This window comes from Limnohabitans planktonicus II-D5, from assembly GCF_001270065.2.
Lineage (GTDB): Bacteria > Pseudomonadota > Gammaproteobacteria > Burkholderiales > Burkholderiaceae_C > Limnohabitans_A > Limnohabitans_A planktonicus.
On sequence record NZ_LFYT02000047.1, the window covers coordinates 1 to 20,431 of the forward strand.

Sequence of the window (20,431 nt, forward strand, 5' to 3'; positions counted from 1 at the left end):
CTGATCCCTTTGGCGGTGTCGCTGGCAGGCTACGGCAAAATGCCCGGCCAACAGGCGTTCACCAGAAACGCCATCTATTGATTCGGCCCTGTGAAGTTTTCAATGCTCAAAGATGTTGTAGGTCGGCGGTCGAAGACCCCGACAGAGGCCTGTGCCCAAACCCATCATGTCGGACTCTGCGAGTACCGACCTACAAGATGACATGTCTCACACATTTCAAACTTCAGCGTGCCGGATCAATAAATACTGCGGGAGACCCTACATGTCCAATTCAAATGCCCTGACCGCTGAGGCGCTCTATGAGCACCCCAGCCAGTTCGCCCTGCTGAGCCAAAAGCGCTTTGCGCCGTTTTTCTGGGTGCAGTTTTTGGGGGCGGGCAATGACAACGTCTTCAAATTTGCCTTCACGGTGTTAGTGACTTACCAGCTGCAGGTGCAGTGGCTGCCTGCGTCCATGGCCGGGCTGGTCATCGGCGCCTTGTTCATCTTGCCCTTTTTGCTCTTTTCTGCGACCAGCGGTCAGTTGGCCGACAAATACCCCAAGGAAGTGCTGATCCGTTTTGTCAAAAATCTGGAGATCGGCATCATGCTTTTGGCCGGGTGGGGCTTTGTGCAGCAAAACGTGCCGATGCTGTTGACCTGTGTGTTTTTGATGGGCTTGCACAGCACGCTGTTTGGCCCGGTCAAGTTTGCCTACTTGCCGCAGCACTTGACCGAGCGTGAACTCACCGGCGGTAATGGCATGGTCGAGATGGGCACCTTTGTGGCCATCTTGCTGGGCAATGTGGCGGGCGGCTTGTTGATCGCGCTGCCGCTGGTGGGGCCCATGGTGGTGGGCGTGGCGTGTGTGGCGCTGGCCTTGCTTGGGCGTGTGCTGGCGCAGGCCGTACCTGACTCGCCCGCCACCGACCCCGCCTTGACGATCAATTGGAACCCCTTCACCGAAACCTGGCGCAACCTGCAATTGGCGCACACCAATGTGGTGGTCTTCCGCTCATTGCTCGGCATCAGCTGGATGTGGTTTTTTGGCGCAGTGTTTCTCAGCCAGTTCCCGGCGTTTGCGCGTGATGTTTTGCATGGCAACGAGCAAGTGGCCTCCTTGTTGCTGGTGGTGTTCTCGGTGGGCATTGGTGCGGGTGCTTTGCTCTGCGAAATCCTGAGCCGCCGACATGTCGAAATCGGCCTGGTGCCGCTGGGGGCCATTGGCATGACGGTGTTCGCGGTGGATTTGTATTTCGCCTCTCGCGGCTTGCCGCCTGCCTCTGCGACGCTCACGCTGGGCCAGTTCGTCGGCCAGCTGGCGCACTGGCGTGTGCTGGCCGATCTGGCTTTGCTCTCGCTGTTTGCGGGCATCTACAGTGTGCCCATGTATGCGCTCATTCAAATGCGCAGCCAGCCCACGCACCGTGCCCGCATCATTGCCGCCAACAACATCCTCAACGCCCTGTTCATGATTGCCAGCTCGGTGCTGGCCGGGGCCTTGCTGGGCGCGGGTTTTTCCATCAGCGAGTTGTTCCTGTGCATTGGTCTGCTCAATGCGGTGGTGGCGTTTTACATCTTCATGCTGGTGCCCGAATACCTGCTGCGCTTTGTGGCCTGGATGCTCACCCATGTGGTGTACCGCTTTCGGGTGCAAGGTGAAGCGCACATCCCCACCGAAGGCGCGGCCGTGCTGGCTTGCAACCATGTGAGCTTTGTCGATGCGGTGCTGCTCATGGCGGCCAGCCCGCGCCCGATCCGCTTTGTGATGGACCACCGCATCTTCAAAGTGCCGGTGCTGGGGTGGCTGTTCAAACTGGCCAAAGCCATTCCAATCGCGCCGCGCAGCGAAGACCCTGCGGCTTACGAAGCAGCCTTTCGCGAAGCCACCCAGGTGCTGCGCGAAGGCGATTTGCTCGGCATCTTCCCCGAAGGCGGCATCACGCGCGATGGCAGCTTGCAGCCCTTCAAAGGCGGCATCATCAAAATCCTGGAACAAGCCCAGGCCGAAGGTCTGCAAGAGGTGAGCGTCATTCCCATGGCCCTGACCAACTTGTGGGGCTCGTACTTCAGCCGCATTGAACTGCGCAATGGCGAACCCACCGCCATGGTTCAACCCTTTCGGCGTGGCTGGCTCAACCCTGTGGGCCTGAATGTGGGCGAGGCCTTGCCTGCACAGGCGGTGAGCCTGGACAACTTGCGGGAGCGGGTGTTGGGTTTGTCGGATTGAGGGGACAAGCCTGTTTTTTTTGGATGCAGCGCGCAGGATTGACTCAGGCCGAGAGCGTCAACATCGTGAACTGATTGCAAGTGGCGATAAAGGCACGCGCTGCTTGCTCAATCAGGGCTTGCAGGTTGCAGATCGGTATCGCCTTGATGGCGTGGAATCAAATGAACATGCGCGTGAAAAATTTTTTGACCTGCTGCGACACCCACGTTTGAACCGAAATTAAATCCACCGACACGCGGGTCTTCATCGCAAATTTTTTCACTGCATTGCACCGCAAGTTCGTGCATGGCTTCGCGCTCATCAGCCGATGTTTCAAAAATGTCCACGACGTGTCTCTTTGGGATGATCAGCGTGTGAAGCGGTCTTGCTGGAGAAGTGTCCCGAATGGCAAATGCCAGGGCGTTCTCTGCAACGATGCTGAGCTTGGGGCTGTTGCAAAAAGCGCATTCCTTGTGCGGCATGGTTGACTCCTGTGTGTTTGACGTGTCGATGGGGGTGCAGTTTACGGTTGCGTGCCCGTTAATGGATGACCTTGTTGAAGTGCTCCCACTGACCTGCAACTTGGCTTGTGTTGCAAATGCTTCGGTATGTTTAGGAGCCCCACCGCCTTGGCGATGGGTAATGGACTTCGAGGGTTGATCGCGGCAAGGGCGCCACTCCCACTGGTGAAGGGCCGTGCAAAGATCATGTGGCCAGATCAAGAACACGATATACACACCAGACACTGAAACGTGATCAAGGTAGCCAATTTCGATACCCAAAGTGACACCAAGTGCACCAGGGTCAGATTTCGAGCCTTGTTTGAGCTTTGCCGCTGCACCATCGCGGCATGTTCAACCAACCCCTCCTGTTCAGGAGTTTCGACATGACTCACTTTCATTTGAAAAACATGGTTTTGGCCGCTTCGCTGGCGCTGAGCGTGGCCGCAGGTTCTGCGCAAGCGCAGAGTGAGGCATCGCTGGCGGTGTCGGCTTTGCCTGTGGCTTCGGTGGTGGGCGTGGCGGGCAGCGTCGTAGGGGGTGTTGTGGCCGTGAGTGCGGTGCCCGTGGCGCTGGCGGTCAGTGGGGCGGTGCTGGTGGTCAAGGCTGTTGAGGCCTCGGCAACTGGCACGGTCTATGTGCTGGAGAGGGCGTCTGACGGTGCGCGGGCCAGTGTCGCGGTGGCGGGGCGCGGCGCCAAAGCGGTCTCTGCTGGCGTGGGCACGGCCGTGGCCGTGAGCGTGATCACGGCGGGTGTGGTGCTCTCGGTGGCGGGGGAGGTGATTGCCTTCATTCCCAATCAGCTGGGACGCGCTTTGCTGCACAACGAGCGTGTGTCGTTTTGATGCGCAGGAGAGACAAGATGAACACCTTGACCATGAAGTTAGTCACGCTGGCTGTGGGGTGGGTGATGGCGTCGGTGGCGCATGCGGGGCGTTCGTGCGATCAACAGCCGATGACCGCGCAAACCCTTTCACAAGGCCTGGCATTGGCACAACGCACCTCCGAAGCGCTGGATGCCGTGTTTGCCCGCACGGGCGCCAGGGTGGTGGTGCTGGGTCGGGCTGGGCAGGACTTGACGCCGTATCAGCTGCGTTACTCGCATCTGGGATGGGCCTACAAGACTTCAGAGGGACCGTGGCGCGTGTTGCACAAGCTCAACCAGTGCGGCACATCAGAGGGCGCGGTGTATCGACAAGGCCTCGGGGAGTTCTTCATGGACAACCTCTGGCGACACGAAGCCGTGTGGTCTGTGCCTGCAGCCCACTTGCAAGCGCCCTTGTTGGCCTTGCTGACTGATCCGACTCGCAACACGCGGCTTCATGAGCCCGCCTACAGCATGGTGTCTTATGCCTGGGGCACGCGCTATCAGCAATCGAACCAATGGGCTTTGGAGACGATGGCCATGGCCGCTGAACCCGGCATCACCCAACGGGCGCAGGCGCAGGCGTGGCTGGGGTTCAAGGGCTATCAACCCAGCACTTTGCGCCTGGGCCCGCTCACACGCTTGGGGGCCAGCACCACGACCGCGCACATCCGTTTTGATGATCACCCCAATGGCAAACGGTTCTCTGACCGCATCGAGACCGTCACGGTGGACTCGGTGCTTGAGTGGCTGGAACGCAGTGGTCTGGGCTCTGCGCCGCAGCGCTTGGGATGGTGAGGGGCGGGGGCTTGTGGAACGCCACTTTAGCCATGAGTGAAAAGGGTTTTTACGGCATGGCGTTTTGCCTGGCCCTGTTCAGTGCCATTGCGGTGCAAAGGAACATCCGGGATTTGGCGCCGTATAAAAAGGCAGAGGCGATGTCGCAATTGGATGACGCAGGCGCTGAGGCCTGAGCGATCGGGTGATTTTTCTGGGTCAGCGACCTGCAAATCGCCATTGGAGTCCTGGTAGGTCGGCGGTCGAAGACCCCGACGTTTGCATGCAAAGCTCAAACTCGCATGGCGGGCGATGTTGGAGGATCGGTCAGATGTCGGACTCTGCGAGTACCGACCTACGGGGGCAGCTGTTGTGTAGGTCGGCGGTCGAAGACCCCGACGTTTGCATGCAAAGCTCAAACTCGCATGGCGGGCGATGTTGGAGGATCGGTCAGATGTCGGACTCTGCGAGTACCGTCCTACGGGGGCAGCTGTTGTGTAGGTCGGCGGTCGAAGACCCCGACGTTTGCATGCAAAGCTCAAACTCGCATGGCGGGCGATGTTGGTGGATCGGTCAGATGTCGGACTCTGCGAGTAGCGACCTACGGGGGCAGCTGTTGTGTAGGTCGGTGGTCGAAGACCCCGACGTTTGCATGCAGAGCTCAAACTCGCATGACGGGCGATGTTGGAGGATCGGTCAGATGTCGGACTCTGCGAGTACCGACCTACGAAGGGCAGCTGTTTTGTAGGTCGGCGGTCGAAGACCCCGACGTTTGCATGCAAAGCTCAAACTCGCATGACGGGCGATGTTGGAGGATCGGTCAGATGTCGGACTCTGCGAGTACCGACCTACGGGGGCAGCTGTTTTGTAGGTCGGCGGTCGAAGACTCCGACGTTTGTGCGCCAAGCGTCAACGCAGATGACGGGCAATGTTGGAGGATCGGTCAGATGTCGGACTCTGCGAGTACCGACCTACGGGGGCAGCTGTTGTTGTAGGTCGGCGGTCGAAGACCCCGACGTTTGCATGCAAAGCTCAAACTCGCATGGCGGGCGCTGTTGGAGGATCGGTCAGCTGTCGGACTCTGCGAGTACCGACCTACGGGGGCAGCTGTTGTGTAGGTCGGCGGTCGAAGACCCCGACGTTTGCATGCAAAGCTCAAACTCGTATGGAGTTTCATTCCATGATTTGCAAGGATGAATTCCTCAAGCCCCGCGTGCCCGATCTGTCTTGAACTGCACCCTGAACTGAGAGAACTCACCTGCGTCAAGCGATTCGCGCACCTTGCGCATTGGAATTTTTATGCTTTCCAGATGTGTGTCCTGCTAATCTGAACAGACTTTGCACACACCTTTTCCGTGAAACGCATTCTTTCTTTCTGGCCTGCCATCGCCATTTGGGCGGTTTTTGCCGTGCTCATGGTGGCGCTCGATGACGTCTGGAGCCTGGGCAATCTGGCCTTGCTGTTGGTGCTTTGCAGCACGCTTGCGAGCTTCTGGTTGTCCGCAGGGGCCTCGGTGGTGGTGTCGGCCGCTGCGGTGGCGTTGTTCAATTGGTTCGCTGTGCCGCCGCGATTCACCTTTCATGTGTATTTGCACCAGGATGTGCTCTTGCTGGTGACGCTGCTGTGCACCAGCAGCGTGATCAGCTTACTCATGACCCGTTTGCGCAGCCATGCCCGGGCGCAGGAGCAGGTGGCCGAGCAGGCTCGGCGCAAGCAAATGATGGCCACGCAATTGCAGCAGGCAGCCAGCGTGCCCGAGCAAGTCCGTCTGGCCCAGGGCCTGATGTCGGATTGGACAGGGTGCGCAGTCTCCTTGCTGCTGCAGCGACCCGCACAGGCTGACGCGTGGTTCGGGCCAGCAGGCCAGAGCGAGCCTTCGGCGGCTTTGCAGCCTTTGCTGGTGGCCTGCATTCAGGAGCAAGGTGCCATTGGCCCGGGAACGGGGCGATATGAAAACCTGTCTGCACTGGTCTTGCCCTTGCGTGCCGGGGTGCGCGTGATCGGTGCGCTGGCGCTGGAGCCTCAGCCTGTGTGCGATCCACCCGCGTCACTGGCAGCGCTGCAAAGCCTGGCTCGGCTGCTGGCCGATGAGATCGAGCGCCTGCAGTCGCGTCAGCAAGCGCAGCAAGCCCATGAACATTTGCAAATCCAGCAGTTGCGCAACACCTTGCTGGCGGCCATTTCTCACGACTACCGCACGCCGCTGGCCACCATCACCGGGGCAGCCTCGTCCATGGCGCAGCAAGCCGCGCAGGTACATGACCCGCGCATTGGGCAGCAAGCCCAAACCATCCTGGCCGAGGCTGAACACTTGCACCGCATGACCACCCACACACTGCAATTGGCGCGACTCGATGCCCTGGACGCCCCTTTGCAATGCAGTTGGGAGTCGATCGAGGAGCTGTGGGGGGTGGTGCTGGCATCGACCCGCAGGCGTTACCCAGAACGGACGCTGCAGGCCGATGTCCCGCCGGGTTTGCCGCTGCTGTGGTGTGAGCCCATTTTGCTGGTGCAGTTGTTTGAAAATCTGGTGGACAACGCCATCCACTACAGCCCGGCCAATGCGCTCGTGCGTCTGCAGGCGCGGCAAGTGGATGGGGCCATTGAGATGGATGTGATGGACAGGGGCATGGGCATTCCTGCAGAGTGGCACGAAAAAGTCTTTGAGCCGTTTTGTCGCATGCCAAGTGCCGATCGCCCCGACCCCAACCAGGACGCCATGACCCGGCGGGGCATGGGGCTGGGTTTGGCGCTGTGCCGTGCGGTGGCCAAGGCGCACCAGGCACCACTCTGGATGGAGGCACGCGAGGGTGGCGGCACCGTGGTGCGCCTGCGCATGCCCATGCTGAGCCAGCCGCAGGCAGTGCCCGAGGAATCCGAGGAGCCCGAATCATGAGCATGCATGTGTTGTTGGTGGAAGACGACCGGGCACTGCGTCAGACCCTGCAGTCGGCGCTCGAGACCGAGGGCTACGCCGTCACGGGTTCGGGCAGTTGCGCCGATGCCCTGGCCCTGCTGACACACCACCCGCTCCCGTTTGACATGGTGGTGCTGGACCTGGGCCTGCCCGATGCCGATGGCAGTGAGCTGCTGGCCTGGGTTCGCCAGCACCGCAGCATGCCGGTGTTGGTGATCTCGGCCCGCCAAGATGATGCGGGCAAGGTGCGCCTGCTGGACGCCGGGGCCGACGATTACCTGGTCAAACCCTTCAGCGTTCAGGAGTTGCTGGCCCGCATGCGTGTGAGCCTGCGTCACCGGGGTGTGCAGGTGCACGCCCCGGTGACGCACTACGACATGGGTGGCTTGCAGATTGATCTGGCGCGGCACACCGTACAGCTGCACGGGCAGGCCGTGCGCCTGACGCCGACCGAATTCAAACTGCTCGCCCGCCTGGCACGCCAAGCCGGGCAGGTGGTCACGCACCGCCAGTTGCTGGTCGATGTGTGGGGAGCAGAACATGTGGACCAGGTGCAATACCTGCGCCTGTACATGGGGCAGCTGCGGGCCAAGCTCGAAGCCGTTCCGGCCGAACCGCAGTGGTTGCAGACCGAGCCGGGTGTGGGCTACAAGCTTGCAGAGGCCGTGACCTGATGGCTGCACGCTGACGCATTCGTCATTGGATTTGCACTTATGCATTCCTGATGCCCGTGCGCGCAAGCTGTGGCTTCTTTCACTTCTTGCACCCGACATGACTTCTTCTGCTGTGTCTTCTTCCGTTTCTCAGGGGTCTGCCCATAACGCGCGTCACGGTCTGGGCGCACTCACGCTGGCTGCGCTGGGTGTGGTCTATGGCGATATTGGCACCAGCCCGCTGTACACCGTGAAAGAGGTGTTTGCACCGCACACCGGGGTGGTGCTCAACGCGCACAACATCATTGGCGTGGTGTCGGTCATCTTGTGGGCTTTGATGCTGGTGGTCACGCTGAAATACGTGATCCTGATCCTGCGGGCCGACAACCGTGGTGAAGGGGGCGGCTTGGCGCTGACCGCTTTGGCAGCGCGTGCCGTGCAGGACTCGCCGCGATTGCGAAAAGTCTTGCTCTTGCTGGGCTTGTTTGGTGCCACGCTGTTTTATGGTGACAGCATCATCACCCCGGCGATTTCGGTCATCGGCGCGATCGAAGGCATCGAGGTCATCACGCCCGCCATGACGCCTTATGTGGTGCCCCTGTCGGTGCTGGTGCTGCTGGGCTTGTTTGCGGTGCAGCATTTTGGCACGCATTCGGTGGGGCGTTTCTTTGGTCCGGTGATCGTGCTTTGGTTCGTCACCCTGGGCGCGCTGGGCGTGATGCACATCACACGCGAACCCGCCATCTTGCAGGCCCTTAACCCCGTGCATGCCTGGCACTTTTTGATCGAGCGCGGTCCGTTGGTGTTGGCTGCTGTGGGCGCCATCGTCTTGGCCCTGACGGGCGCTGAAGCGCTGTACGCCGACATGGGCCACTTTGGCCGCAAGCCCATCCAATTGGCCTGGACGACCTTGGTGTTGCCCGGCTTGGCGCTGAACTACATGGGCCAAGGTGCTTTGCTGATGCAAGACCCCTCGGCGCTGGCGAACCCGTTTTACCGGATGTTTCCCGAGTCCTGGATGGTAGGCGCGGTGGTGCTGTCCACGCTGGCGGCCATCATCGCTTCACAGGCCGTGATTTCGGGGGCGTATTCCATGACGCGGCAGGCCATCTTGCTGGGTTTTTTACCGCGAATGGACATCCATTTCACCTCTGAAAATGAATCGGGCCAGATTTACATCCCGGCGGTCAACCGCGCCTTGCTGGTGGGTGTGGTGCTCGCGGTGCTGGCGTTCAAAAGTTCATCGGCCTTGGCCGGAGCCTATGGCATTGCCGTCACGCTGACCATGGCGATCACCACCGCACTGACATTTTTCGTCATCTACAAAGCCTGGAAGTTGCCATTGGCGCTGGCGCTGGGGGCCACGGGCTTTTTCCTGGTGGTGGATTTGTTCCTGTTCGCAGGCTGCGCCATCAAGCTGTGGGACGGCGGTTGGTTCCCGCTGGCCATGGGCTTGATGCTGTTCCTGTTCATGACGACCTGGGCGCGGGGTCGTGAATTGCTGGTCGAGACCATCCGGCAAGACGGCTTGGCGCTGGAGTCTTTCATCGAGATGATCGAAGCCCATCCGCCGCACAGTGTGCCGCGAACAGCCGTCTATCCCGTGGCCAACCCGGACACGGTGCCGCAAGCCATGCTGCACAACATCAAGCACAACCAAGTCTTGCACGAAAAAAACGTGATCCTCACCGTGCTGTTCGATGAAGTGCCTTGGGTGTCCGAACAAGACCGCTTGCAGGTGCAGCCGCTGGGCCAGCACTTCTGGCGCGTGGTGGTGCGCTACGGTTTCATGGACAACCCCGACGTGCCCCAGGCCCTGAGTGGCTGTGCGGCCTATGGGCTCAATATCTCGATGTTTGAAACCACTTATTTCCTCAGCCGGGAAACCGTGGTGTCCACGCCTGGCGCAGGCATGGCGCAGTGGCGTGAAAAGCTGTTCGCCACCATGAACCGCAATGCAGGTGGTGTGGTGGAGTTCTTCCGCTTGCCCGACAACGCGGTGGTCGAGTTGGGCACGCGGGTACAGATTTGAGGTGATGCATGAGCAGCATCTGGTGGCTGTCCTTGGGGTGTTTGCTGGTCGCACTGGGCGTGGGCGCAGGGCTGCGCAGGTCGGCGGTGCACATGCAGTTGCAAGCGGCTGCCGAGAACCGTCGGCGCTGGCTGGCACTGCGCGATGCCTTGCAGGCGATGCCTCAGTTGCCAGATGTTGGGGCCATGGTCGATGCCGTCAAGGATGCCGTGGCGCAAACCACGTGTTTTCGGGCGCACCTGCTGCTGTCCGAGCAGGATCACATCACTGAAGATCAGGTCACGGCAGCCCCCTTCTGTGTGGAGCCCTACCTGGCCACCATGGCCATGCGCCAGCGCCAAAGGGTCAGCAGCGCGGCACTGGCCCCTTTGGGTTGGGGCTGTGCGTACATTCCCCTGTGCGCCGGAAATCAAGTCCGGGGTGTGCTGGTGCTGGCGATGCCTGAAGCAGGGCCATGGCGCCCTGAGGATCTGGCCTGCTGTGACATCCTGGCCCAGAGTCTGGGCGCTTGCATGAGCGCAGCCACTGCGCTGAAGGCGTGATCAGACGCCGCGTGCGCGGTCGCTCTTGAACTGCGCCCGGAACTGCGAGAACTCACCTGCGTCAAGCGATTCGCGCACTTCGCGCATCAGGTTCAGGTAGTAGTGCAGGTTGTGGATGGTGGTCAGCATGGGGCCGAGCATTTCGCCGCAGCGGTCCAGGTGGTGCATGTAAGCGCGGCTGAAACCCTCGCGGCCGCCTTGGTCCCACGACACGCCGGACGTTCCCGCGCAGGCGTGACAGGTGCAGCTGGTGTCCAGCGGCTGCGGATCGTTTTTGTGGCGGGCGTTGCGCAGCTTGAGGTCACCAAAGCGGGTGAACACCGTGCCGTTGCGGGCGTTGCGGGTGGGCATCACGCAGTCGAACATGTCCACGCCATCGGCCACGCCTTGCACCAGGTCTTCAGGGGTGCCCACGCCCATCAGGTAGCGCGGCTTGTGGGCGGGCAGGCGGTGGGGGGTGTGCGCCATGATTTGCAGCATCTGCTCTTTGGGCTCGCCCACGCTCACACCACCAATCGCATAGCCGGGAAAGTCCATTTCCACCAAGGCGTCGAGTGATTCCTGGCGCAGGTTTTCAAACATGCCGCCTTGCACGATGCCAAACAGGGCGTTGGGGTTTTCCAGGCGAGCAAATTCGTCCTTGCTGCGCACAGCCCAGCGGCGGCTCATCTCCATCGACTTGCGGGCCTCTGCCTCGGTCGTCAGGTGCCCCTTGGTCTCGTAGGGCGTGCACTCGTCGAGCTGCATCACGATGTCGGAGTTCAGGATGGTCTGGATCTGCATGCTCACTTCGGGCGACATGAAGAGCTTGTCGCCGTTCACGGGGCTGGCGAAGGTCACGCCTTCTTCGGTGATCTTGCGCATGTCGCCCAGCGACCAGACCTGAAAGCCGCCCGAGTCGGTCAGGATGGGTTTGTCCCACTTCTCAAACTGGTGCAGGCCGCCAAAGCCTTTCATGATGTCCAGGCCCGGGCGCATCCACAGGTGGAAGGTGTTGCCCAAAATGATCTGCGCACCCATCTCGTGCAGGCTGCGCGGCATCACGCCTTTGACGGTGCCATACGTCCCCACAGGCATGAAGATGGGGGTTTGCACCACGCCGTGGTTCAGGGTCAGCTTGCCGCGGCGGGCATGGCTGGAAGGGTCGGTTTTGAGCAGGTCGAATTGGAGCATGAGGGAGGCGTCACGGGCTTGAAGCTGAGGGCTGAATTGTAGGAGCTTGACTTGCTGGCGCTGGCCTGAGGTCCACAGGTGCTGCATCGCCAGCAGGGCTGGCGGCTTCCTACAGCCAGTCAAGCCATGGCATAGGCCTTCAGCGCTTCTTCGCTGGTGTCAATGCCAGTCTGACAGGGGCGATAAATACCATGCAATTTCAGGAGTTAACTCCCTATAATGCATGGATGATTGAACGTCTTCTGTTTCCTTTTTTGCTGGATGCCTTGGCCGATTCACCCGCGGTCGCTTTGCTGGGGCCGCGTCAGGCGGGCAAAACCACCTTGGCATTGCGTGTGGGTGAACATGTGGCAAAAGACGGCCTGGGCGGGCGTCTGTGCGGCAGTATTTATCTGGATCTGGAAAGTCCCGGCGATAGGCAAAAGCTGACCGATCCCGAGGCCTATCTGGCGCAGCACGCCGACAAGCTGGTGATTCTGGATGAGGTGCAGCAAATGCCAGCGCTGTTTCAGGTGTTGCGGGGCTTGATTGACCAAGGTCGCAGGCAAGGGCTGGGCGCTGGGCGTTTTTTGTTGCTGGGCTCGGCCACGGGTGAATTGCTGCGGCAGTCCAGTGAAAGTCTGGCGGGTCGGGTGGCTTATCTGGAGTTGCCGCCGTTCCAGACCTTGGAAGTGGCGGCCGATCAGCAAGACGCTTTGTGGCTGCGCGGCGGGTTTCCCAACAGTTTTTTGGCGTCCAGCCTGTCCAAGAGCCTGACCTGGCGGCAGAACCTGATCAAAACTTATCTGGAGCGTGATATTCCCAGTTTGGGTGCGCGTGTTCCGGCTGAAACTTTGCGCCGTTTATGGACCATGCTGGCGCACCAGCAAGGTGGCTTGTTGGATGTCTCGCAATTGGGTAAAAACCTGATGCTCGATGCCAAGACGGTCAACCGTTATCTGGACATGCTGGTCGATCTGATGCTGTTGCGCCGCGTACAGCCCTGGCACAGCAACACGGGCAAACGACTGGTGAAATCGCCCAAGCTCTATGTGCGTGACAGTGGTCTGGTGCATGCACTGCTGGGCATTGGCACGCACGACGTGCTGCTCTCGCACCCTGTGGTGGGCAACAGCTGGGAGGGCTTTGCGCTGGAGACCTTGCTCAATGCCGCTCCGCTCAACACCAGCAGTGGCTTTTACCGCACCAGCAATGGCGCAGAGGTGGACCTGCTGCTGGACATGCCCGGTCACGGTCTCTGGGCGATTGAAATCAAACGCGGCGCCTCCAGCAAACCACGCCGTGGCTTTTACAGCGCGTGTGAAGACTTGCAGCCAGCCAGCCGTTGGCTGGTGTATCCCGGCGCAGAGTCCTATCCAGTGGGGGATGGGGTGCAGGTGATTGGTTTACGGGTTCTGACTGAAACCATTGAGCGTTTGCGGCTTCTTTGAGGTCGTTTTTTGCGAGGACTACCCGTTTTGCTTTGGATTACCAGTTTTCAGGTAATGGTCAAGCATTGAGTCTCCTGCACCGCCGGAAAACACAGGCGAAGAGGTACTTTGTATGCTGTTGGATTGTCCGTTGAGCATGCCGCAAGAAGGGTTTTCCTTCAATTGACGCTTTGAACCTGGCTGGATGTAACGAGCGCCTTGCGCGGCAAGTCGTATGTGAATTGCCAGCAAGACGCCGCCATGCCGCACAGCATGCCCTGGCACCCCCGCCTGTCAGAGCGTTTGGGCCTGTTCCGTTTGGTCGAGTGCCAGGGCAGCCACGAAATCTGGTTCACCGATCCGGCCACGATGGCTGATGCGGTCTTTCGGGCGGGACGCGACTGAACAGGTCTTCGGGGATACAAGGTGCCGCGTCGTAGGTCGGCACTCGAAGAGTCCGACATGAGTCCACGAAGAATCTTCAGCGCCCGTGTCAGCTGTGGTGGGTCAATCTACCAACGTCGGGGTCTGCGACCACCGACCTACGAACACCGCTCCCTCATTGCCCAAGCCAACGTCTCGGCCTGCGACCGGCGACCTACGGGATGAAAGTGATTGTGGTCGGCACTCGAAGAGTCCGACATGAGTCCACAAAGAATCTTCAGCGCCCGTGTCAGCTGTGGTGGGTCAATCTACCAACGTCGGGGTCTGCGACCACCGACCTACGAACACCGCTCCCGCATTGCCCAAGCCAACGTCTCGGCCTGCGACCGGCGATCTACGGGATGAAAGTGATTGTGGTCGGCACTCGAAGAGTCCGACATGGGTTCCCCAAAATAGCAGCTTCTGATCATGTTTAACCTTGCCCTGAAAAACCGGGCTGCGGTTTGAAGTCGCTGTTTCAGCTTGCCCGACTGAGCAGCATCGCATCCCCATAGCTGAAAAACCGATACTTCTGCGCAATCGCATGCCGGTACAGGCCCATGATGTGCTCATAGCCCGCAAAGGCGCTGACCAGCATCATCAGCGTGCTTTTGGGCAGATGGAAGTTGGTGATCAGGCGGTCTACCACCTGAAACTCAAACCCCGGGGTGATGAAAATCTGCGTGTCGCCGCTGGCCTGGCCAAATTGGGCCCAGGATTCGAGCGTGCGCACTGTCGTTGTGCCCACCGCCACCACCTGGCCGCCCCGCGCCTTGCACTCGGCAATGGCCTGCTGCGTAGCCTCGGGCACCTCGTACCACTCGCTGTGCATGGTGTGCTCGGTAATGTTCTCCGTCTTGACGGGCTGGAAGGTGCCCGCGCCCACATGCAGCGTCACACTGGCGCGCTGCACACCTTGGGCATCCAGTGCAGCCAGCAAGGCTTCGTCAAAGTGCAAGGCTGCTGTGGGCGCGGCCACCGCACCGGGTGTCCGCGCAAACACGGTCTGGTAGCGCTGGGCGTCTTCTTCGGTGTCGGTGTGGGTGATGTAGGGCGGCAGCGGCACATGGCCATGCTTTTCCATCAGCGCATGCGGCTCGTCGCTCAGCTGCAGGTGAAACAGCTGGCCGTTTTCATCGGGCCAACGGCCCAGCAGGGTGGCATCAAAGCCACCGTTCTGTGCGCCGCCCATCATGAACATCTTGCCGCCTGGCAGCGGCTTCTTGCTCACCTTCATGTGAGCGACCACTTGATGGCCGGGCAGCACGCGCTCGATCAACAGTTCCAGCTTGCCGCCCGTGGCTTTCTCGCCGAAGATGCGCGCTTTGATCACCTTGGTGTCGTTGAACACCAGCAAGTCGTCAGCCCTTAGCAGGCCGGGCAGCTCGCGAAAGATGCGGTCCACCACCGCGGGTGATGAGCCGTCCAGCAGCCGTGAGCCACTGCGTTCGGCAGCCGGGTGTTGGGCAATCAGTTCGGGGGGCAGCTCAAAGTCGAAATCGCTGAGCGTGAAGGGGCGAGAGGATGGGGCAGAAGAAGTCATGCTTCAGGGCCGGACAGGCCCGTGCGAAGTGGAAGAGGGCGTGATTCTCGCATGCTCAATGGGCACCTCATGTTGGCACCGTTGCCGCCGACCTGTTGATTCGGCCCTGAGAAATTTTCAATGCTCAAAGATGTTGTGGGGCGGCGGTCGAAGACCCCGACAGGGGTCTTTGCCGAAACCCATCATGTCGGACTCTGCGAGTTCTGGCATGCGATATGACATTTTCCGCGAATTTCAGAATTCACCGAGTTGAATCAATAGAAACAATAAGAGCATTAAAAAATGCAATAAACCGGAAGAATAAGCAAGGGATGACCCATTCCGAACCCATGAAATCTGGAAACAGTGAGTGCCTTGAAATGGTGATCGGTGACGACGCCAACACCAGCACACCGGACGGAATATGCCAGTCAGATCCGATACTGCAGTTTTGCGCAGCCAGTGCCGTGCCTGCAATTTGCTTCATTTGTAGCCAAATGCTCAGATTGCTTGAACACTTGGTTCAATAACTGCCTTTTGAGCAATCGCAATCAAGGTTTACCTTAGGGGAAACATGTCGATCAAAATGGTATAAATCAAATGTAAAAACCAGATAATGATTTTGGTGTACTTGTTGAAAGTCAACGACTTTAGTGAAGATTGTGATAAAAAATTAATTTTCAGTGAGGTTACAACTGTAATTTCAGGGCATGGCAACCCAAACCGAAACTGAAGCATTTGCACAACGTCTACGCCGAGCCTTGGAGGCTTCAGGTGTCCGAGCTTCGCCGACTGTCTTGGCCAACGAGTTCAACCTCCGTTTTTGGGGCCGAAGCGTCACACCGCACACGGCACGCAACTGGTTGCTGGGCAAAGCCATTCCGACGCAGGACAAGTTGCGGGTGTTGGCCGACTGGTTGTCTGTCAGTCCAGATGAACTGCGTTTTGGACGCCAGGGTGTGGCTTTGAAGGTCAGCGAAGGTGATGCCACGATTGATGCGATGAATATGGCCGACCGGGAAATGTTGAGCCGTTACCTGACTTTGCCGCTGAATGAGCGCAAGACGGCGCGCGAAGTGATCAAGGCTTTGGCGATTGCGGCCTCCGGCAAATAGTTTGCTGACGCGCCTGCGTTCAGCATCTGCGCACTGGTCTCTCGACAGGTCATCCACACAGGTGCAACAGATACATCATCCATCCCCCATTGCTTGTCGCTTGGTGCCTGATTTTGAAATCCGTAATTTTGGTAAAGAAATAAATTGTTACCATTTAATTGAGATTAAGTACTATTTTTGAAAATAGAATCATCACCACTCGAGCAACAGGTTCGAGACTTTTTAAAAGGTGAAATATGAAAAATATGATTCGTTTGGCAGGTGCTGCCGCTGTTTTGGCTTTTGCTGCCGCTGCGCAAGCTCAAGTGTATGTGGAAGGTGCTTATAACTTTATCGACATAAAAGGTTCGGGCTCAACCGCCAAGCCTACAGCGGTCTCGGCCGTGCTGGGCTATGAAATCAATCCGAATGTGGCTGCTGAGGTGTATGTCGCTTCGGGCGTCAAAAAAGCAACAGATGGCACGAAGCTGTCCAATTCCTTTGGCGTTTTCTTGAAGCCCAAAGTCATGGTGAGCAACGAAGTGGAAGTGTTTGCGCGTGTTGGATTCGAAAAAACCAAACTGTCCAGTGGTTCCGACAATGCTTCAGACAATTCGTTCGCTTATGGCGTGGGTGGCAACTACTTCATGGATAAGAAAACCTATGTGACTGCCAGTTACATGAGCCATTACAACAAAGATGGTCTCAAAATCAACGGTTTGAACATTGGCGTGGGCTACAAGTTCTGAATGTGAACTGCTGAAGCCTCACACAGCATGACAAAGCCGCCTTCGGGCGGCTTTGTCTTTTGGGGTCATCCAAAGGCACAATCGGTGCCATGCCCGCCAAGCCCGCCACCCCGCCTGCCAAAACGCTGTCTGCGCCTCAAAAGGCGCTGATCAAGCTGGGTTTGGTGCGCGACATTGATCTGGCGCTGCATTTGCCGCTGCGCTACGAAGACGAGACCCGCATCGTCAAGTTGCGTGATGTGCGCGAAGGCGATACCGCGCAGATTGAGGCCACCGTCACGGCTTGCGAGATCACGCAGCGCCCGCGCCGCCAGCTCTTGGTGACGGTGGACGATGGATCGGACACCTGCGTGATGCGCTTTTTCAGCTTCTACCCCTCGCACCAGAAGGCGCTGGCCGTGGGCAACCGCATTCGGGCGCGGGGCGAGGTCAAGGGCGGCTTCATGGGGCTGACCATGATGCACCCCACGTTCAAGGCGGCGGGTGGCCAATTGGCGGAGGCGCTGACGCCGGTGTATTCCACCGTGGCCGGGTTGGCGCAGGCCTATTTGCGCCGGGCCGTGATCACCGGCCTGAACCATGCCGACCTGAGCGAGACCCTGCCCCCGGGCGTGCCCTGGCCGGACCCTCGTGGTGCCTGGACGCTGCGCGATGCGCTGCAGTTTTTGCACCACCCCACGCCCGATGTATCGCTGGCCGCTTTGGAAGACCGCAGCCACCCGGCCTGGGTTCGCCTCAAATGCGAGGAGTTGCTGGCCCAGCAGCTGTCGCAACTCACGGCCAAGCGCGAGCGCGATTTGTTGCGCGCCCCTGCCCTGAAGCTCAAGTCCAAGGGCTTGTATGGGCAGCTTTTGGAGGCCTTGCCTTTCGGATTGACCAACGCCCAACAACGCGTGGGTCAGGAAATTGCCAAAGACCTGGCCCGCAACGTGCCGATGCACCGCTTGCTGCAAGGCGATGTGGGCGCGGGCAAGACGGTGGTGGCGGCTTTGGCGGCCATGGTGGCTGTGGATGCGGGCTGGCAATGCGCACTGATGGCGCCGACCGAGATTTTGGCGACCCAGCACTTTGCAAAATTGGTGGGCTGGCTGGAGCCTCTGGGCGTGAAAGTGGCCTGGCTGATTGGCAGCCAGAAAAAGAAAGAACGCGCCGCCATGCTGGCCCTGATCGAGTCGGGCGAAGCCGCGCTGGTGGTGGGCACACACGCGGTGATTCAGGAGCACGTCAAGTTCAAAAACCTGGCGCTGGCCGTGATCGACGAGCAGCACCGCTTTGGTGTGGCCCAGCGCCTGGCCCTGCGCGGCAAGATGCAAGCCGAAGGCATGGAGCCGCACATGCTGATGATGACGGCCACGCCCATTCCGCGCACGCTGGCCATGAGCTATTACGCCGACCTGGATGTGTCGGTGATTGACGAGCTGCCGCCCGGGCGCACGCCCATCGTGACGCGTGTGGTGTCAGACCACCGCCGCCACGAGGTGGTTGAGCGCATTGGGGCCCAGATTCAGCAGGGGCGACAGGTGTATTGGGTGTGCCCACTGATTGAAGAAAGCGAGGCGCTGGACCTGACCAACGCCACCCAAACCCACGCCGACCTGAGCGAAGCGCTGCCGGGTGTGATGGTGGGCCTGCTGCATTCGCGCATGCCTGTGGCCGAGAAAAAGGCAGTGATGGAGCTCTTCACCGCAGGGGTCATGGGCGTGCTGGTGAGCACCACGGTGATCGAGGTGGGGGTGGATGTGCCCAATGCTTCGCTGATGGTGATCGAGCACGCGGAGCGCTTTGGCCTCTCCCAGCTGCACCAGTTGCGCGGCCGGGTCGGCCGGGGTGCGGCGGCGTCGGCCTGCGTGCTGCTGTACGGCACACCCGAGGGCGGACGCCTGAGCGAAACCGCCCGCGAGCGCCTGCGCGCCATGGTCGAGACGAACGACGGTTTCGAGATCGCCCGGCGCGATTTGGAAATTCGCGGACCGGGCGAGTTTTTGGGGGCGCGGCAATCGGGTGCGCCTTTGCTGCGCTTTGCCGATCTGGAGACCGACAGCCATTTGCTGGACTGGGCGCGGGCCCTGGCCCCACCCATGCTGGACCAGCACCCGCAGCTGGCCGAGCGGCACATTGGCCGCTGGTTGGGCGGTAAATCCGAGTACCTCAAGGCTTGATGTTCCAATACCCCCATGACCCTGACCGAACTCAAATACATCGTGGCCGTGGCCCGCGAAAAGCACTTTGGCAAAGCGGCCGAGGCCTGCTTCGTGTCGCAGCCCACCTTGTCGCTGGCCATCAAAAAGCTTGAAGAAGAGCTGGAGGTCAAGCTGTTTGAGCGCAGCGCCAGCGAGGTCTCGGTCACCGCTTTGGGCGAAGAGATCGTGCGCCAGGCGCAAAGCGTGCTGGAGCAAGCTGCCGAGATCAAGGAGATTGCCAAGCGCGGCAAAGACCCGCTGGCCGGTACCATGCGGCTGGGTGTGATCTACACCATCGGGCCGTATTTGCTGCCCGATCTGGTGCGCCAGATCATCACCGACCTGCCGCAGATGCCGCTGATGCTGCAAGAGAACTTCACGGTGCGGCTGCTGGAGATGCTGCGCACGGGTGAGCTCGATTGCGCCATCCTGGCCGAGCCCTTTCCCGAGTCGGGGCTGGCGGTGGCACCCCTGTACGACGAGACCTTCATGGCCGCCTTGCCACTGAACCACCCTTTGGCCAAAGAAGCGTTCATCACCCCCGAGCAGCTGAAAAACGAAACCATGCTGCTGCTGGGCACGGGTCACTGCTTTCGCGACCATGTGCTGGAGGTCTGCCCCGAATTTGCCCGCTTTGCCAGCCAGACCGAGGGCATCCGCAAGACTTTTGAGGGCTCGTCGCTGGAGACCATCAAGCACATGGTGGCCGCAGGCATGGGCGTGACCCTGGTGCCGCGCATGTCGGTGCCCGAACTCAAGCCTGTGATCAAGCGCTCGGGCGGGCGGCACGATGCGCCTGTGCGCTACCTGCCCATCGTGGACCCGGCCGGCGGCAAACCGCCCACCCGCCGTGTGGTGCTGGCCTGGCGGCGCAGCTACACCCGCTACGAGGCGATCGCCGCCATGCGCAACGCCATTTACGCCTGCCCGCTACCAGGCGTGACGCGCCTGTCCTGATGTTTTCCGGCAGACGCTTGCCATTGCAAGGCAGGCTGCAGCATGGCCATTCCCTTTCCTGTGATGGCGAGGAACATGCAACGCGGCATTCCAGCCATGGATTTGGCCCCGTGAAGTTTTCAAGGCTCCAAGATGTTGTTGGTCGGCGGTCGAAAACCCCGACATGGAGCCTGTGCCAAGGCTGAAAAAGTCGGACTCTTCGAGTGCCGACCTACGAAGAGTCGGACTCTGCGAGTGCCGACCTGCGATGCAGCTGTTTTTGTAGGTCGGTGGTCGAAGACCCCGACGTTGGCGTGCAAAGGGGCTCATGCCCAGGCAAGCGGTGTGGCTGATCGGGGAGTTGTCGGACTCTGCGAGTACCGACCTACGGTTCAGCTGTGTTTGTAGGTCGGTGGTCGAAGACCCCGACGTTGGCGCGCCAGGGGCTCATGCCCAGGCAAGCGGTGTGG

At 60.0% G+C, this 20,431-nt stretch carries 16 protein-coding genes and 2 pseudogenes; 14 read left to right on the plus strand and 4 right to left on the minus strand.

Features of this window, described 5'->3' with window-relative positions; translation table 11 throughout:
* Window positions 1-262 precede the first annotated feature (262 nt).
* Window positions 263-2,209, plus strand: a complete 1,947-nt coding sequence (locus H663_RS40020; RefSeq protein WP_053172585.1) for an MFS transporter — start codon at window positions 263-265, stop codon at window positions 2,207-2,209.
* Between the two features lie 107 nt (window positions 2,210-2,316).
* Here the strand turns inward: H663_RS40020 and H663_RS40025 are convergent, their stop codons facing one another.
* Window positions 2,317-2,670, minus strand: coding sequence for an HIT family protein (locus H663_RS40025; RefSeq protein WP_053172582.1), 354 nt, complete (start codon window positions 2,668-2,670; stop codon window positions 2,317-2,319).
* Window positions 2,671-3,098: 428 nt separating this feature from the next.
* Here H663_RS40025 and H663_RS40030 point away from each other — a divergent pair, with 428 nt between their 5' ends.
* The 7 genes and pseudogenes from H663_RS40030 to H663_RS40060 all read left to right on the plus strand — a co-directional run bounded on the left by H663_RS40030 (window position 3,099) and on the right by H663_RS40060 (window position 10,475).
* Window positions 3,099-3,533, plus strand: a complete 435-nt coding sequence (locus tag H663_RS40030; RefSeq protein ID WP_420844069.1) for a hypothetical protein — start codon at window positions 3,099-3,101, stop codon at window positions 3,531-3,533.
* Window positions 3,534-3,550: 17 nt separating this feature from the next.
* Entirely contained in the window at window positions 3,551-4,351 is an 801-nt protein-coding gene (locus tag H663_RS40035; RefSeq protein WP_240620596.1) for a DUF2145 domain-containing protein, read from the plus strand.
* 2 nt (window positions 4,352-4,353) lie between these two features.
* Window positions 4,354-4,527 (plus strand): annotated as a pseudogene (locus tag H663_RS40040) (YiaA/YiaB family inner membrane protein); the annotation flags it as partial.
* Window positions 4,528-5,685: 1,158 nt separating this feature from the next.
* Complete coding sequence (locus tag H663_RS40045) at window positions 5,686-7,227, plus strand: sensor histidine kinase (RefSeq protein WP_053172580.1); 1,542 nt, start codon at window positions 5,686-5,688, stop codon at window positions 7,225-7,227.
* Window positions 7,224-7,922 carry a response regulator gene (locus H663_RS40050; protein WP_053172578.1) on the plus strand — a complete coding sequence of 233 codons (699 nt, stop codon included), beginning with the start codon at window positions 7,224-7,226 and terminating at the stop codon, window positions 7,920-7,922. The genes H663_RS40045 and H663_RS40050 overlap by 4 nt, the downstream gene beginning before the upstream one ends.
* A gap of 97 nt (window positions 7,923-8,019) precedes the next feature.
* A complete protein-coding gene (locus H663_RS40055) occupies window positions 8,020-9,933 on the plus strand; it encodes a potassium transporter Kup (RefSeq protein ID WP_053172576.1) in 1,914 nt (637 codons plus the stop codon).
* A gap of 8 nt (window positions 9,934-9,941) precedes the next feature.
* The gene (locus H663_RS40060; RefSeq protein ID WP_053172574.1) at window positions 9,942-10,475 is read left to right on the plus strand and encodes a GAF domain-containing protein; all 534 of its coding nucleotides are present in this window, start codon (window positions 9,942-9,944) and stop codon (window positions 10,473-10,475) included.
* Here the strand turns inward: H663_RS40060 and tgt are convergent, their stop codons facing one another.
* Entirely contained in the window at window positions 10,476-11,648 is a 1,173-nt protein-coding gene (gene tgt / locus H663_RS40065) for a tRNA guanosine(34) transglycosylase Tgt (protein ID WP_053173565.1), read from the minus strand.
* A 227-nt stretch (window positions 11,649-11,875) separates the two neighbouring features.
* On the opposite strand from tgt, the gene H663_RS40070 reads away from it, so the two are divergent.
* Window positions 11,876-13,078 (plus strand): ATP-binding protein, encoded by a 1,203-nt coding sequence (locus H663_RS40070; RefSeq protein WP_053172572.1) that lies wholly within the window; start codon window positions 11,876-11,878, stop codon window positions 13,076-13,078.
* Between the two features lie 204 nt (window positions 13,079-13,282).
* A pseudogene (locus H663_RS40075) lies at window positions 13,283-13,462 on the plus strand (alpha/beta hydrolase); the annotation flags it as partial.
* A gap of 496 nt (window positions 13,463-13,958) precedes the next feature.
* Here H663_RS40075 and queA read toward each other — a convergent pair.
* Window positions 13,959-15,023: a tRNA preQ1(34) S-adenosylmethionine ribosyltransferase-isomerase QueA gene (gene queA, locus H663_RS40080; RefSeq protein ID WP_053172568.1), complete on the minus strand. Its 1,065-nt coding sequence runs from the start codon at window positions 15,021-15,023 to the stop codon at window positions 13,959-13,961.
* A gap of 241 nt (window positions 15,024-15,264) precedes the next feature.
* On the minus strand, window positions 15,265-15,489 hold the full coding sequence (locus H663_RS41430) for a hypothetical protein (RefSeq protein WP_133240086.1): 225 nt from the start codon (window positions 15,487-15,489) through the stop codon (window positions 15,265-15,267).
* Between the two features lie 223 nt (window positions 15,490-15,712).
* On the opposite strand from H663_RS41430, the gene H663_RS40085 reads away from it, so the two are divergent.
* The 4 genes from H663_RS40085 (at window position 15,713) to H663_RS40100 (ending at window position 19,982) form a co-directional block, all read left to right on the plus strand.
* Entirely contained in the window at window positions 15,713-16,117 is a 405-nt protein-coding gene (locus H663_RS40085) for a hypothetical protein (RefSeq protein WP_053172566.1), read from the plus strand.
* A 236-nt stretch (window positions 16,118-16,353) separates the two neighbouring features.
* Entirely contained in the window at window positions 16,354-16,845 is a 492-nt protein-coding gene (locus tag H663_RS40090) for a porin family protein (protein ID WP_053172564.1), read from the plus strand.
* Window positions 16,846-16,934: 89 nt separating this feature from the next.
* Complete coding sequence (gene recG, locus H663_RS40095) at window positions 16,935-19,004, plus strand: ATP-dependent DNA helicase RecG (RefSeq protein ID WP_053172562.1); 2,070 nt, start codon at window positions 16,935-16,937, stop codon at window positions 19,002-19,004.
* A gap of 15 nt (window positions 19,005-19,019) precedes the next feature.
* Window positions 19,020-19,982, plus strand: a complete 963-nt coding sequence (locus H663_RS40100) for a LysR substrate-binding domain-containing protein (RefSeq protein ID WP_053172560.1) — start codon at window positions 19,020-19,022, stop codon at window positions 19,980-19,982.
* Window positions 19,983-20,431 lie beyond the last annotated feature (449 nt).